This window comes from Nocardioides taihuensis, from assembly GCF_042657275.1.
In the GTDB taxonomy this organism is placed as follows: Bacteria; Actinomycetota; Actinomycetes; order Propionibacteriales; family Nocardioidaceae; genus Nocardioides; species Nocardioides taihuensis.
Map to the genome: position 1 here is coordinate 67,678 of NZ_JBHSKD010000011.1, position 13,305 is coordinate 80,982.

Annotated in this window: 12 protein-coding genes; 9 read left to right on the plus strand and 3 right to left on the minus strand. The window is 69.9% G+C overall.

All coding sequences use genetic code 11. From position 1 onward, the window contains the following. Positions 1-53 precede the first annotated feature (53 nt). Together ACFPGP_RS11670 and ACFPGP_RS11675 are read left to right on the plus strand one after the other, a co-directional pair. Positions 54-797, plus strand: coding sequence for a hypothetical protein (locus ACFPGP_RS11670; protein WP_378590262.1), 744 nt, complete (start codon positions 54-56; stop codon positions 795-797). Further along, positions 790-1,935: an ImmA/IrrE family metallo-endopeptidase gene (locus tag ACFPGP_RS11675; protein ID WP_378590263.1), complete on the plus strand. Its 1,146-nt coding sequence runs from the start codon at positions 790-792 to the stop codon at positions 1,933-1,935. Before ACFPGP_RS11670 ends, ACFPGP_RS11675 begins: the two co-directional genes overlap by 8 nt. Here the strand turns inward: ACFPGP_RS11675 and ACFPGP_RS11680 are convergent. Then, positions 1,932-2,393, minus strand: a complete 462-nt coding sequence (locus tag ACFPGP_RS11680) for a GNAT family N-acetyltransferase (protein ID WP_378590264.1) — start codon at positions 2,391-2,393, stop codon at positions 1,932-1,934. The genes ACFPGP_RS11675 and ACFPGP_RS11680 overlap by 4 nt on opposite strands. A gap of 55 nt (positions 2,394-2,448) precedes the next feature. Here ACFPGP_RS11680 and ACFPGP_RS11685 point away from each other — a divergent pair, with 55 nt between their 5' ends. Next, complete coding sequence (locus ACFPGP_RS11685; RefSeq protein ID WP_378590265.1) at positions 2,449-3,423, plus strand: DUF4365 domain-containing protein; 975 nt, start codon at positions 2,449-2,451, stop codon at positions 3,421-3,423. Positions 3,424-3,445: 22 nt separating this feature from the next. Here ACFPGP_RS11685 and ACFPGP_RS11690 read toward each other — a convergent pair whose 3' ends face one another. Beyond that, positions 3,446-4,852 (minus strand): hypothetical protein, encoded by a 1,407-nt coding sequence (locus tag ACFPGP_RS11690; protein ID WP_378590267.1) that lies wholly within the window; start codon positions 4,850-4,852, stop codon positions 3,446-3,448. A gap of 107 nt (positions 4,853-4,959) precedes the next feature. On the opposite strand from ACFPGP_RS11690, the gene ACFPGP_RS11695 reads away from it, so the two are divergent. From ACFPGP_RS11695 to ACFPGP_RS11710, 4 genes are all read left to right on the plus strand, one after another. Beyond that, positions 4,960-6,930, plus strand: coding sequence for a thioredoxin domain-containing protein (locus ACFPGP_RS11695; protein ID WP_378590269.1), 1,971 nt, complete (start codon positions 4,960-4,962; stop codon positions 6,928-6,930). Between the two features lie 90 nt (positions 6,931-7,020). Beyond that, positions 7,021-7,368 carry an iron chaperone gene (locus ACFPGP_RS11700; protein ID WP_378590271.1) on the plus strand — a complete coding sequence of 116 codons (348 nt, stop codon included), beginning with the start codon at positions 7,021-7,023 and terminating at the stop codon, positions 7,366-7,368. Between the two features lie 228 nt (positions 7,369-7,596). Next, the gene (locus tag ACFPGP_RS11705) at positions 7,597-8,520 is read left to right on the plus strand and encodes a hypothetical protein (protein ID WP_378590273.1); all 924 of its coding nucleotides are present in this window, start codon (positions 7,597-7,599) and stop codon (positions 8,518-8,520) included. Between the two features lie 28 nt (positions 8,521-8,548). Then, positions 8,549-9,754 carry an FG-GAP repeat domain-containing protein gene (locus tag ACFPGP_RS11710; RefSeq protein WP_378590275.1) on the plus strand — a complete coding sequence of 402 codons (1,206 nt, stop codon included), beginning with the start codon at positions 8,549-8,551 and terminating at the stop codon, positions 9,752-9,754. A 23-nt stretch (positions 9,755-9,777) separates the two neighbouring features. Here ACFPGP_RS11710 and trhA read toward each other — a convergent pair whose 3' ends face one another. Continuing rightward, complete coding sequence (gene trhA / locus ACFPGP_RS11715; RefSeq protein ID WP_378590277.1) at positions 9,778-10,509, minus strand: PAQR family membrane homeostasis protein TrhA; 732 nt, start codon at positions 10,507-10,509, stop codon at positions 9,778-9,780. Between the two features lie 94 nt (positions 10,510-10,603). On the opposite strand from trhA, the gene ACFPGP_RS11720 reads away from it, so the two are divergent. Both ACFPGP_RS11720 and ACFPGP_RS11725 read left to right on the plus strand, forming a co-directional pair. Then, on the plus strand, positions 10,604-11,380 hold the full coding sequence (locus tag ACFPGP_RS11720) for an isoprenyl transferase (RefSeq protein WP_378590280.1): 777 nt from the start codon (positions 10,604-10,606) through the stop codon (positions 11,378-11,380). Positions 11,381-11,775: 395 nt separating this feature from the next. Then, a complete protein-coding gene (locus ACFPGP_RS11725) occupies positions 11,776-13,056 on the plus strand; it encodes a PhoH family protein (RefSeq protein ID WP_378590564.1) in 1,281 nt (426 codons plus the stop codon). Positions 13,057-13,305: the final 249 nt, after the last annotated feature.

Sequence of the window (13,305 nt, forward strand, 5' to 3'; positions counted from 1 at the left end):
TTTGCTGAAGCGAGATGGTACGGTTCTCGCATTCCGCCTGAAGGGAGTGCCAGATGGACGAGGGTCGTCGCTGGGCCATTGAGACGTTCGGGGCGAACGGCGTCTACGTCCGCGAGCGGGTGTCGCTCGAGGTTCGTGCGGAGCACATCGCGTCCGCAGATGCTCAGGAGGCCTCGGGGCACCGCAGTCTCGGTGTCTATGGCGAGTTCTGGCGCGGCATCCTCGAGCGGTTCGAGGCCTTCGGCAAGCTGCCCGGAGCCACGCTGTTCCGCCCGGGAGAGGCGCCGTACAACATCCCCGTGATCAACGGGGTCGCGATGTTCCCCTGGAGGTATGGCAGGAGTCGTGACCGTGAGCTGGCAAGCACGCCGTTCACTACCTCCCCGGCGCGGGAGGCCATGTTCGATCTGGGCGGGCTTGAACTGCAGGGCGAGTTCGACCTTGGCGTCCGTCGTCCAGAGCTGACCGACGAGGAGCAAGAGCTCGTCAACCTGGTCGAGAAGGCCCGCGAGTCCGAGATCGTCACTAGCGGCAAGCTCGTGGTCGTCGCGATCTCCAGCTCTCCGAGTGGCCTCCACGAGGTCCGCTGGGGCGATGTTTCCCTTACGGGCGACGGGTGTCTGACATTCGGCTTCAGCGAGAGCCTCCTTAACCTGAAGGCGGCCGCTGCACCGAAGCCGTACGCCGTTCCTGACGGCGACTGGACATTCACGAGCGGCGATCTGCCCGAGAAGAACATCGGTCTTCCGGGTGACGAGGACGACGAGATCACCTCCGACGACTCCAGCGATGGCTGACGAGAAGCAAGGTCAGTTCGAACTCTTCTCGTCGACGTCTGGTCGCCGTAACGTCGATGTCGCGAGGGCTTTCGAGCCTGCCCGTCTGACCCAGGCGCGGGTGCTCCGGGAGTGGACGAAGGCGGAATTGGCCGAGGAGATTCACGTGTCGCCGGCGGCTGTCGGGCAGTACGAAGCCGGTGCTTCGACACCGCGTGCTGAGCTGCTGCCGATCCTGGCTGCCAAGCTGAAGGTGCCCGTCGAGTTCTTTGCGGCCGGGCGACCGCTCGGCCGACTGGATGCGGCGAACGCTCACTTCCGAAGCCTGCGCTCCACCAGGGCCAAAGATCGCGCCAAGGCGGCGACACACGCTGAGCAAGTCTGGGAGCTGACGTATGCCCTGGAGAAGCGCGTGCGCCTGCCCGGAGTGCGACTCCCGAGCATGCCTGATGACACCTCTCCCTCCGAAGCGGCAGGCATCTTGCGTCAGGCGTGGAACATCGGTCCGGGGCCGTTCCCGCATCTCGCCGCCACGATCGAAGCGCACGGCATCGTGATCACCTTGATCCCGATGACCAACGAGGCGGTCACACGTGTCAGCGCATACTCGACGGATGCCCTCGGCCGCCCGCTGATCATCGTGACGCCGGAGCGCGCCGCGTCGGTGTCGCGATACCGCTTCACCTGCGCGCACGAGATCGGGCATTTGCTGCTCCATCCGAATCCCTTGCCGGGGGATCGCCAGCAGGAGCGCGAGGCCGATGAGTTCGCGGCCGAACTGCTCACTCCCAAGGCGGAGATCGAACCTTTGCTGCCACGCACGATGCGTCTGGCCTCGCTGGAGAAGCTCAGCCGGTCGTGGGGCGTGTCCATAGAGTCGCTCGTCCGACGCATGGCTGAGCTCCGCGTGGTGTCGGAAATCTCGATGCGGCGGGCGTACCAGCGACTCAACAACCTTGCGGAGTTTCGCCGAGATGATCCGGTGGCGATGTACCCCGGCGAGATGCCCTCGTTACTTCGAGAAGGACTCGCGCTTGCCGAGCAGCATGGGCTCACGCGGGCGGCCTTGGCCGAGGAGCTGTGCTGGACGACAGCACACCTCAGCGAGGTGCTGGGTGAGGTCGACTCTCGGCCGGAGCTGCGGATCGTGCGGGATTAGGCCACGGGCCGGCTCACGTACAGAGCCCAGTCGCCGCGGATTCCGTCTGCATGGTCGACAAGCTCCCAGCCTCCGAGCGAGGCCCAGAAGCCGACGGCGCTGTCGGTGGAGGCAATCAGGCGAGCGTCACTGAACTCGGCTTCAAGCCAGCCCACGATCTCCGTGCCGAGCCCTTGCCCAACGTGGGCGCGGCTCACCTCGAGGTAGTGGATCTCGCGGACGAGGCCGAGGTGGGACGCTCCCTGGCTCGAAGCCAGGTGGGGTACGCGATCTATCTCGATACGGGCGAGTTCCACACCGTTGACCTCGACGCTGAGCAGGCGGGATGTGTCGAGGAAGTTCCGCTCAGACCACCAACGGGCGTTGAAGTTCGGATCTGACCTGCGCCCGTCGCCGAACGGCCGCCACAGGTACGCGGGGCCAGGCGGTCGCTGGTGCTCGATGAAGTCGAAGTGCACGACACCATCTTGGCGAACACGAAAGCCGGCGCCTCGCTCTCCCTAGACTTCCGGCATGCCGATGTCCCGACCGCCGAGTGCAGTGACTGAGCGCGCCGGTGTGTTCGCGGTGGGCGGGATCGTGAATGGCTTCGGATGGGTCTTCCGCGAGCAGCCCACAGACGACTACGGCATCGATGCTCAGGCGGAGGTCTTCGAGCCGGGCGGCACCGCCACCGGCAAGCTCATCGCCTTGCAGATCAAGTCGGGTCGAGCGAAGTACTTCGCCAGTGAGAAGGGCAACGGCTGGACGCACTACGTCGATAGCAAGCACGCCGAGTACTGGCTCAAGCACTCACTGCCCGTCGTCGTCGTGCTCTACGACGAGATCGACGGCAAGGCGTATTGGCAGCGGGTCACCAGGGCGACGCTCGACGCGACCCCGAACAACTTCAAGATCTTCGTGCCCAGATCCCAGGAGTTGGACGCCGCTTCCGTCGTGCCCCTACGTGAGTTCGCTGAGGGTGATCCGTACAGCGTTCGTCTCCGACGGCTGCAGCTCGCGCTCCCGTGGATGGAGCTGCTCAGAGCTGGCCGACGAATCCTCATTGAGGCTGACGAGTGGGTCAACAAGTCATCGGGCCGTGGTGAGATTACGATCGCTTCAGTCGATGGAGCCAACGAGGATCGCGAACTGCTCGGAACCTGGATGATCATGGCGCCGGGGTGGTCTTACGACACCGTGTTGCCGTCACTGGTGCCGTGGGCCGACGTGGTAATCCATGAGGAGACCTACGACGAAGCGGAGTACGACGCGTGGGAGGCCGAGTGTGTCTACTACGACAACGAGGGCGACCGGATCGTCACTGAGGACTACGACGAGTGGCGAGGCGAACGTGGGGTGGAAGGCCTGCGGCCGTACGCCAACAGCGCGGGGGAAGTTGACAGTTGGCGCCTGGAACTCAAGTTGAACCAGCTCGGCGACGCTTTCCTGTTGGTCAATGAGTTCGCCGAGGGCACTGGCTTGTTCCTGGCGCCGGATGCCAACTAGCGCACTCTGGCGGAGGCGTCGGCTACATCGACGCCAGTCTGCTCACGGAGTCGCGGAGGGCGTCTTCGCCGGCGCGGACGTAGTGGTTGAGGACGGTGGTGAGCTTGTCACCGAGGTACTGGGCGACGACCTCCCAGGGCTCGCCGAGCTCCTCGTGGAACCACTTCGTCGCGGCGTGGTGGCGGAGGTTGCGGTAGACGATCGTGCGCGGCCACGCGTTGTCGGGGTCGTTCACCTCGACCCACGTGCGGACGCGGTGCCAGCGCTCGTTGTGCATCTCGGGCTTCACGGGCAGGCCGGTGACGGTGTCGACGAAGAGCCATAGCTCGTCCTCGGGAGGGACGGGGTAGTTCCACCAGGTGAGGTTCTTGTCCTTCGTACGCGCGGCCAGGGCTGCTCGCCGCTGGCGCTCAGCCTCTTGGGCGTTGATGACCTGCTGGAGCGAGGCATTCGCCGGTAGGTCGAGCAGTTCCTTGACGCGAGGGAGGAGCTCGTTGTGCATGAGGGACCTTGGCAGCGGCACCTCGTGGATCGTGTGATTCTTCACCGGGCCACGGAAGCCGGGCTGCTTGCGTGGGGTGATCCAGGAGCCGTTGACGTGGACGTAGCCGTGCTCGAAGAACCCGTCGATCGCACGCAGTGCGTTCTGCTCGCCGAGGCGCAGGCCGCCGAAACCGGCGACGCGGATTTTCGTCCCAAACAGCGGGAGGCGGGTCATCAACGGGTCAGTGCCCTCGGGGCCACAGAGCTTGTCGGCGGCTGCGGCCATCGCACGCACCTGACGGGTCTCCGGGCGCAGGCGGGGGTCGACGTACTGCGCCGTCGCTCCGTGCAACACGTTGGCTCGCCCGATCTCCAAGCCGTCCAGCGGGTCGATGCTGCGGTCGAGCCAGCCCAAGCGCCACGCGAGCTTGCGCATCGCGGCGAGCTGGCCGCGCAGATCCTCGCGGCCGCGCTGGGAGAAGAGCGTCTTGCTCCCCTTCTCCATCACCTTGCGACTGTGCTCGACCCGCCACTTCGTCACGGGCACGTCGCCGATGGTGGGGAGGATGTGGGCGTTGAGCCGGGACTCGCGTCCCTCCATCGTCCGGTGTTGCTTTCCTCGCTCGATGCTGTCGGCGATGTACTCCTCACCGAGCATCCGGATCGTCCTGGAGGCCCGGATGTCGGCGCCCGCCGGCGTCTCCGACTCGGTGTCGAGCGCGGCCTCCGCTTGCGCGAAGATCTTGCGTGCCTCCTCCTCGGAGGCGGCGCGGCGCAACACCCGCTTCCACGGCTCGCCCTCGCCGGCGGGCGCCTTGAAGTACACCTGGTACTTGTTGCTGCCCGGTGCGGGTGCGTAGAGACGCACCCGCCACGGCCGCGTGCTGCCGCCGAGGGTGCGCGGCTTGCCCTGCGCGAGCAGCTTCGGCTGAGAACGCGTCGCCACGAGACCTCCTACGCTGGAAGAACCATCGTACGCTGTTTTCGTGCATCACTCTCGTGCATCACCCAGGGGCAAAGTGATGCACGTGCCACTCGTCAGGAGTCACAGGAATGGCCAACCGCCTCGCCTCGGCAACGAGCCCGTATCTGCTACAACACGCTGAGAATCCGGTGGATTGGTGGGAGTGGGGCCCTGAAGCGTTCGCCGAGGCGAAGCGCCGTGATGCACCAGTTCTGCTGTCCGTCGGGTACGCCGCCTGCCACTGGTGCCACGTGATGGCGTACGAGTCGTTCGAGGACGACGCGACCGCGGCGTACCTCAACGAGCACTTCGTGAGCGTCAAGGTCGACCGGGAGGAGCGTCCCGACGTCGACGCCGTCTACATGCAGGCCACCACGTCGATGACCGGCCACGGGGGCTGGCCGATGACGGTGGTGCTCGACCACGACGGCAATCCCTTCTTCGCCGGCACCTACTTCCCCGACCGCCCCCGGCACGGGCAGCCGGCGTTCCGGCAGGTGCTGGAGGCGCTGGTGGAGGCGTGGACCGCCCGGCCCGACGACGTACGACGGGTGGCGGCGACGCTCCGCGACCACCTCGCGCGACCGCTCGCGACCGCGCCCGCGCCCATCGGCGCCGGGGAGATCGACGACGCGGTCGCCCAGCTCGCCCGCGACTACGACGGCGTGCACGGTGGGTTCGGCGGTGCCCCGAAGTTCCCGCCGTCGATGGTGCTCGAGCTCCTCCACCGCCACGGCGGCGAGCGCGCCACCGCGATGCTCGACGGGACGCTCGAGGCGATGGCGCGCGGCGGCATGTACGACCAGCTCGGCGGCGGCTTCGCGCGCTACAGCGTCGACGCCGGCTGGGTGGTGCCGCACTTCGAGAAGATGCTCTACGACAACGGACTGCTCCTCGGCGTCTACGCCCGTCGCGGCGGGCCGCTGGGGGAGCGGGTGGCGCGCGAGACCGCCGACTTCCTGCTCCGAGAGCTGCGCACCGCCGAGGGCGGCTTCGCCTCGGCGCTCGACGCCGACAGCGAGGGCGTGGAGGGCAAGTTCTACGCCTGGACCCCCGAGCAGCTGGTCGAGGTGCTCGGCCCCGAGGACGGCGCCTGGGCCGCGCAGGTCTTCGAGGTGACCGCGGCCGGGACGTTCGAGCACGGGGCCTCCACGCTGCAGCGTCGCCTCGACCCCGAGGGTCCCGGCGGCGCCCGCCTCGAACGGGTGCGCGCGGCGCTGCTGGCCGCCCGCGAGCAGCGGGTCCGCCCGGTGCGTGACGACAAGGTCGTCGCGGCGTGGAACGGTCTGGCGGTCAGCGGCCTGTGTGCCGCCGGCACGCTGCTGCACGAGCCGCGGTACGTCGAGGCTGCCGTCGCCGCGGGCGAGCTGCTGGCCACGCTGCACACGGTCGACGGCCGACTGCGCCGGGTCTCGAGGGCGGGCGAGGTCGGGCGCCACGCCGCCGTGCTGGAGGACCTCGGCTGCGTCGCGTCGGGCTACCTCGCGCTGCTGCAGGCCACCGGCGACCCGGCGTGGCTGACTCGTGCCGAGGCCCTGCTCGACGACGCGCTGTCACGCTTCCGCGCCGACGACGGCGGCTTCTTCGACACCGCCGACGACGCCGAGACCCTGGTCGCGCGGCCCCGCGACCCCTCCGACAACGCGAGCCCCTCGGGCCTCTCCGCCACCGTGCACGCGCTGGCCGAGCACGCCGCCCTCACCGGCTCGGGGCGGCACCGCGAGGCGGCCGAGCAGGCACTGGCCACGGTGGCCTCGCTGGCCCGCCAGGCGCCCCGCTTCGCCGGCTGGTCGCTCGCGGCGGCCCAGGCGATGATCGACGGTCCGCTCGAGGTCGCCGTCGTCGGTGCGCCCGGACCCGACCGTGACGCCCTCGCCGACCGCGCCCGCCGCACCCCCGGTGCCGTCGTCCTCGTCGCCGACACCCCGTCCGACGCCGTCCCCCTGCTCACCGGCCGCACCCCCGTCGACGGCCGCCCCGCGGCGTACGTCTGCCGCCACCAGGTCTGCGAGCGCCCCGTCACCACCCTCCCCGACCTCGAGACCGCCCTCTCCTCCTGACCGCCGAGGTGGGAGAAAGGGCGACGCCAGGTGGGAGAAATGGCGAGGCCAGGTGGGAGAAAGGGTGGTCGTGGGTGCCACGATGACGCCATGACCGACCCCGCGGCGTACGACGCATACCTCGCCGCCCTGCCCGCCGAGCAGCGCGCCGCCCTGGAGGACCTGGCCAGGGCGATCGCGGCGGCGGCCCCCGACGCCGAGCGGGGCACCAGCTACGGCGCGCCGGCGTACCTCCTCGGTGGCCGACCTCTCGCCGGTTTCTCGGCGGCGAAGGCCCACCTCAGCTACCTGCCGTTCAGCCCCGCGGTGATCACCGCGCACGCCGCCGACCTCGCCGCGTGGCACACCTCGAGGGGCGCGATCAGGTTCACGCCTGACCACCCGCTGCCGGCGGAGCTCGTCGCGGCGCTGGTCGCGACCAGGCGTGCCGAGCTGTAGCCGGTAGGCAACCGCCGGACCACCATTCTCCGACGCCACCGACGGTCGTTCGGCAACCCCGCGTCACCGGAGCCCGCCCGGCACCACAATTCGGCGACTGCGAACCCTCAATCTGGTTCGGGATGACCCCGAGTCGCGTCGCATTCGTTGACTTGCCGAGGGGCGTGACTACTGTCCCAGACAGCGGCACGGCGGCACCAGTTCGCCGGTCGTCAAGGGGGCATGACCATGCGTGGACGCTTGATCGCCATCATCACCACCCTGCTGCTCGGCGGGGCTCTGGCCGTCGTCGACGCGCCGCCCAGCTCGGCCGGTGCGTCCGGCGTCCCGTTCGGCGCGCTCGTGCAGATCCGCTCCGGTGAGACCTTCGCGCAGGCGATCGCGCGCCAGGACGCCGCCTACGGCACGCCCACGCCCATGCCGATCAGCCGGGTCTTCTACAGCGGTGCGCCGCAGGCGTGGCCCGGGTTCGCCGGCATGAGCGGCCGCCCGGTCGTCGTCTCGTTCCGCTACAAGCCGCTGGACGTGCTCGCGGGCCGCTACGACGCGGCGCTGCGTACCTGGTTCGCGACCGCGCCGTCCTACGACGTCTACTGGTCCTACAGCCACGAGCCGGAGGACAACATCGCGCGCGGCGAGTTCACCGCGTCCGACTACCGCGCCGCCTGGCAGCGCATCTCGGACATCGCCGCCCAGGCCGCTCCGGACGCCACCAACCTGCACAGCACCTTGATCCTGATGTGCTACACGATGAACCCGGCGTCGGGCCGCAACTGGCTCAACTACTACGTCTCGACGGCGCAGTCGATGATCGCCTTCGACTGCTACAACCACGCGGGCAAGCGCAACGCCTACGGCAGTCCTGACAACATCTTCAAGCCGATCGTCAACTGGTCCGCCGCCCACCCCACCATCCCCTGGGGCATCTCGGAGGTCGGCAGCGTCAAGGCCACCAGCGACCCCGACGGGTCGTTGCGGGCCGCCTGGCTGCGCTCGGTCGGGGCGTGGCTGGTCAACAAGCACGCGGCCAACCCTGCGGTCAACGCGCTCTTCGGCATCTACTTCGACGTGGTCGGCCCCAAGGGGACCGACTACCGCCTGCTCGACGCGAACAGCCAGGCGGCCTGGCGCGACGTCGTCCAGAACTACTGAGGCCCGGTACCGGGGCCGGGGAGGCACCATGCTGCGTCGCGGCTCGCTCGTCCTCGGGGTGACCGTGGCAGCGCTGGCGTGCGTCGGCTCGGCCGGTGCGGCAGTCCAGCCGACCGCCAGGGACGTCGCGTCGACGGCCGGGATCGCCGCCAACGTCAACGACCTGTACGGCAGCCCGCTGGTGCTCGACTACGACAACGACGGCGTCAGCGACCTGCTGCTCAGCCGCCACCAGGTGGCCGGTGCCCAGCTCTTCCACGGCAGCGCCGACGGCTCGTTCGCGCTGGTCCAGACGCTGCCGGTGGCCGACCGGCACGGCTGCGGCGCCGGTGACTTCGACGGCGACGGGTACGCCGACATCTACTGCGCGCTGGGGGCCGACGACGGCACCAGCGCCACGAAGGCCAACGAGCTGTGGCTCCAGGACCCTCAGTCGACGGGGGCGCCCTTCGCCCTGGTGGACGGCGCCTGGGGAGCGGTCGACCCCACCGGGCGCGGACGTGTGGTGTCGGCCTTCGACGCCAACGAGGACGGACTGACCGACCTCTTCGTGGGCAACGCGGTCAAGAACGTCTACCCGAGCCCCAACCGGCTCTACCTCAACACGGGCACGAGGTTCGTCGAGGTCGTCAGCAGCGTCATCAACAAGTCACGCGGCCTGTGTGCCGCACCCGCCGACTACGACGAGGACGGCGACATGGACTTCTTCGCGTGCGGGACGCCGAACCACCTCTACCGGCAGAACGCCGACGGCGGCTGGACCGACCTCGGCAAGGCGCTCGGGCTGAGCCCCGAGCAGCCGAGCCGCGACGCCGACTGGGTGGACATCGATCGTGACGGCGACCTCGACCTCGTGCAGACCTCGGTGAAGACCCTGCGCATCTTCTACTCCGACGGCGCAGGTGGCTTCTCGCTCGGCCTCGCGCGCACCGTGGTGGCGGGTCGGGCGGCCTCGCTCGCCGACGTGGACGCCGACGGGGACGACGACCTCTACGTCGTGCAGAGCAAGAGCAACACCGCGTCCAACATGCCCGACATCCTGATGATGAACAGCGGCGACGGACGCACGTTCACCGACTACGTCGGCCTCCCTCGGGCGACGACCGGCTCCGGTTCGAGCGTCGAGACGATGGACTACCTCGGCCGACCGGCCTTCGTGGTGACCAACGGTGGGGCCGCGTCGGTCAACGGCCCGCGGCAGCTGATCGTCTTCGACCCCCCGCCGACCGGCTGACGCCCGGCCCGGAGGGCCGGCCCCTACCGCAACGAGTAGGTGGCCAGTGAGACGCCGACGTAGTGCGTGGCGAAGGCCAGCACGGTGAAGGTGTGGAAGACCTCGTGGAAGCCGAAGTGGCGGGGCCAGGGGTCGGGGCGCTTGAAGCCGTAGACGACCCCGCCCATCGTGTAGAGCAGACCCCCGACCGCGACCAGCACGAGCGCGGCGATGCCGATGCCGACACCGGTGTACGACACGCCGGCGGCGAACTGCGGGATGAAGAAGACCGCCGCCCAGCCCAGCGCGATGTAGATCGGGGTGTAGAGCCAGCGCGGCGCGTCGGTCCAGAAGACGCGGAACAGCACACCGAGCACGGCACCGCTCCACACGACCGAGAGCAGCACCACCCGCGGCGTGCCGTGGAGGAAGATCAGTGCGAACGGCGTGTAGGAGCCGGCGATGAGCAGGAAGATGTTCGAGTGGTCCATGCGGCGCAGCACCGACCACGTGCGCGGCGACCAGCTCCCGCGGTGGTAGAGCGCCGACACGCCGAAGAGCACCAGCGCGGAGACCACGAACACCGTCGACCCCACCCGGGTGGTGGTCGTCGGCGACAGCACGATGAGCACGATGCCGGCCGCGAGCGCCAGCGGCACGGTCCCGAGATGGAGCCAGCCGCGCAGCTTGGGCTTCACGTCGGCGACGGTCTCGGCGACCGACTCACGCACGTTCTCGACCAGGTGGTCGAGGGAGTGGCGCACGGTGTCGGTCATTCCACGACAGTACCCGCCGTTCGAAGTCCTGAACGAAGAACGGACGCCGTGACCGTCCCCACACCGGGGGAGCGGCGGCGCTAGCCTAGATCAGGTGAGGGACTGGAAGCAGGGAGTGCGGCGGCTGCTCTACCCCGCGTACGAGTCCCGGATGGTCAAGGCCCTGCCGTCCGACCGGATCCCGAAGCACGTCGGCGTGATGCTCGACGGCAACCGCCGCTGGGCCCGTGCGGTCGGCGCGGACACCGCCCACGGCTACCGCGCCGGCGCCGCCAACATCGAGCCGCTGCTCGGCTGGTGCGAGGAGGTCGGCGTCGAGGTGGTCACGCTGTGGCTGCTCTCCACCGACAACCTCAACCGTCCCTCCGAGCAGCTCACCGGGCTGCTCGGCATCATCGAGGGGGCGGTCGCGACGCTGGCCGAGGAGCGCCGCTGGCGGCTCCACCCGGTCGGCGCCCTCGACCTGCTGCCCGCCTCGACCGCCCAGCACCTCAAGGACGCCGAGGACGCCACCCGCGACGTCGACGGCATGCTGGTCAACATCGCCGTCGGGTACGGCGGCCGGCGCGAGATCGCCGACGCCGTGCGCTCGCTGCTCGTCGAGCAGGCCGAGCAGGGCACCACGCTCGAGGAGCTGGCCGAGGTGATCGACGTGGAGCACATCGCCGAGCACCTCTACACGAAGGGCCAGCCCGACCCCGACCTGGTGATCCGCACCTCGGGCGAGCAGCGCCTCGGCGGCTTCCTCCTCTGGCAGAGCGCCCAGAGCGAGTTCTACTTCTGCGAGGCCTACTGGCCCGACTTCCGCCGGGTCGACTTCCTGCGCGCGATCCGGGCCTACGCCCAGCGCGAGCGCCGCTACGGCGGCTGAGCCCGGGCACCGCCGCCCCCCGGCCGTGCCCGGGGCGCCCCCACGGCGTCACCCGACCGTCACCCCCCGTTCGGGCGTGTCGGCCCGGACTTGCCCCGCCCCCGGCGTACTTTCCCGGTAACGACGGGTGGGGAAGCCCGTCGCCATCGGGAGGCTGAAGCTCGTGAGAACTCACGACGAGGGAGCACGGTCGGCAGGCCGCGCCCCCAGGGGGCGGCACTCCTGCCCTCCAGCGTGTCCCCGGTCCGACCACGCGAGCTAGAAGGGCCGGGCGTGGAGTGCGCGCACGGTCCCGTGAGGGGTGACCCGTGCCGACCACCACGGCCAAGAAGTCGCAGCGCTCCGCCTCCACCACCCGCGCCCGGGGCTCCGCCGCACCTGCGGCGCGGACCTTCGTGCTCGACACCAGCGTCCTGCTCGCCGACCCGGGGGCGCTCAAGCGGTTCCGGGAGCACGAGGTGGTGCTGCCGGTCGTCGTGATCACCGAGCTCGAGGGCAAGCGGCACCACCCGGAGCTCGGGTTCTTCGCGCGCACCGCGCTGCGGATGCTCGACGAGCTGCGAATCCGGCACGGCCGCCTCGACGAGCCGGTCCCGGTGGGCGACGAGGGCGGCTCGGTGCGGGTCGAGCTCAACCACACCGACCCGGCGTCCCTGCCCTCGGGCTTCCGCCTCGGCGACAACGACACCCGGATCCTCGCCGTGGCGCGCAACCTGGCCAACGAGGGGCACGCCGTCACCCTGGTCTCCAAGGACCTCCCGCTGCGGATCAAGGCCTCGGCCGTCGGGCTCGACGCCGAGGAGTACCGCGCCGAGGCCATCAGCGACTCCGAGACCGGGTACACCGGCATGGCCGAGCTCGACGTCACCTCCGCCGACCTCGACGAGCTCTACGACGACGGCCGCATCGACCTCGACGCGGCCCGCGACCTGCCCTGCCACACCGGGCTGGTGCTGCTCTCCGACCGGGGTACGGCGCTGGGCCGGGTGGGCGCGGACAAGCAGGTCCACCTCGTGCGCGGCGACCGCGACGCCTTCGGCATCCACGGCCGCTCGGCCGAGCAGCGGATCGCGCTGGAGATGCTGCTCGACCCCGAGGTCGGGATCGTCTCGCTCGGCGGCCGCGCCGGCACCGGCAAGTCCGCGATGGCGCTGTGCGCCGGCCTCGAGGCGACGCTCGAGCGGCGCCAGCACCAGAAGGTCGTCGTGTTCCGCCCGCTCTTCGCCGTCGGCGGCCAGGAGCTCGGCTACCTGCCCGGCTCGGAGTCCGAGAAGATGTCGCCCTGGGCCCAGGCGGTCTTCGACACCCTCGGGGCGCTCACCTCGCGCGACGTGATCGAGGAGGTCCTCGACCGCGGGATGCTCGAGGTGCTGCCGCTGACGCACATCCGTGGCCGCTCGCTGCACGACGCCTTCGTGATCGTCGACGAGGCCCAGTCGCTCGAGCGCAACGTGCTGCTGACGGTCCTCTCCCGGATCGGGGCCAACTCCAAGGTCGTGCTGACCCACGACGTCGCCCAGCGCGACAACCTGCGGGTCGGCCGGCACGACGGCGTGGTCGCGGTGGTCGAGAAGCTCAAGGGCCACCCGCTGTTCGCCCACGTCACGCTGACCCGCTCCGAGCGCTCGCCGATCGCCGCGCTGGTCACCGAGATGCTCGAGGACGTCACCCTCTGAGCCCTCGACGACCCACCCGCCGGACCGTGCGTCCGGCACGTTTGGCCCGCCCCTGACGGGGTAGGAGCGACCGTGCCGGACGCCGCGACGCGGGCGCAGGGGGAGTCCGGGAGCACCAGGCCGACTGGCCCGCAGGGGCCAGGCCCTGACGACCTGTGACCCGGATCGCGTACCAGATCGTGGGGTTCGGTTTGCACGAGGTCGTCGGGTCCTGCATGGTGGCTCGTGATCGTTTCGTGACCAGCGCCC

Coding starts and splice junctions, on each gene's coding strand:
- ACFPGP_RS11670 (WP_378590262.1), top strand. CDS start 54: ATGGACGAGGGTCGTCGCTGGGCCATTGAGACGTTCGGGGCGAACGGC.
- ACFPGP_RS11675 (WP_378590263.1), top strand. CDS start 790: ATGGCTGACGAGAAGCAAGGTCAGTTCGAACTCTTCTCGTCGACGTCT.
- ACFPGP_RS11685 (WP_378590265.1), top strand. CDS start 2,449: ATGCCGATGTCCCGACCGCCGAGTGCAGTGACTGAGCGCGCCGGTGTG.
- ACFPGP_RS11695 (WP_378590269.1), top strand. CDS start 4,960: ATGGCCAACCGCCTCGCCTCGGCAACGAGCCCGTATCTGCTACAACAC.
- ACFPGP_RS11700 (WP_378590271.1), top strand. CDS start 7,021: ATGACCGACCCCGCGGCGTACGACGCATACCTCGCCGCCCTGCCCGCC.
- ACFPGP_RS11705 (WP_378590273.1), top strand. CDS start 7,597: ATGCGTGGACGCTTGATCGCCATCATCACCACCCTGCTGCTCGGCGGG.
- ACFPGP_RS11710 (WP_378590275.1), top strand. CDS start 8,549: ATGCTGCGTCGCGGCTCGCTCGTCCTCGGGGTGACCGTGGCAGCGCTG.
- trhA (WP_378590277.1), bottom strand. CDS start 10,509: ATGACCGACACCGTGCGCCACTCCCTCGACCACCTGGTCGAGAACGTG.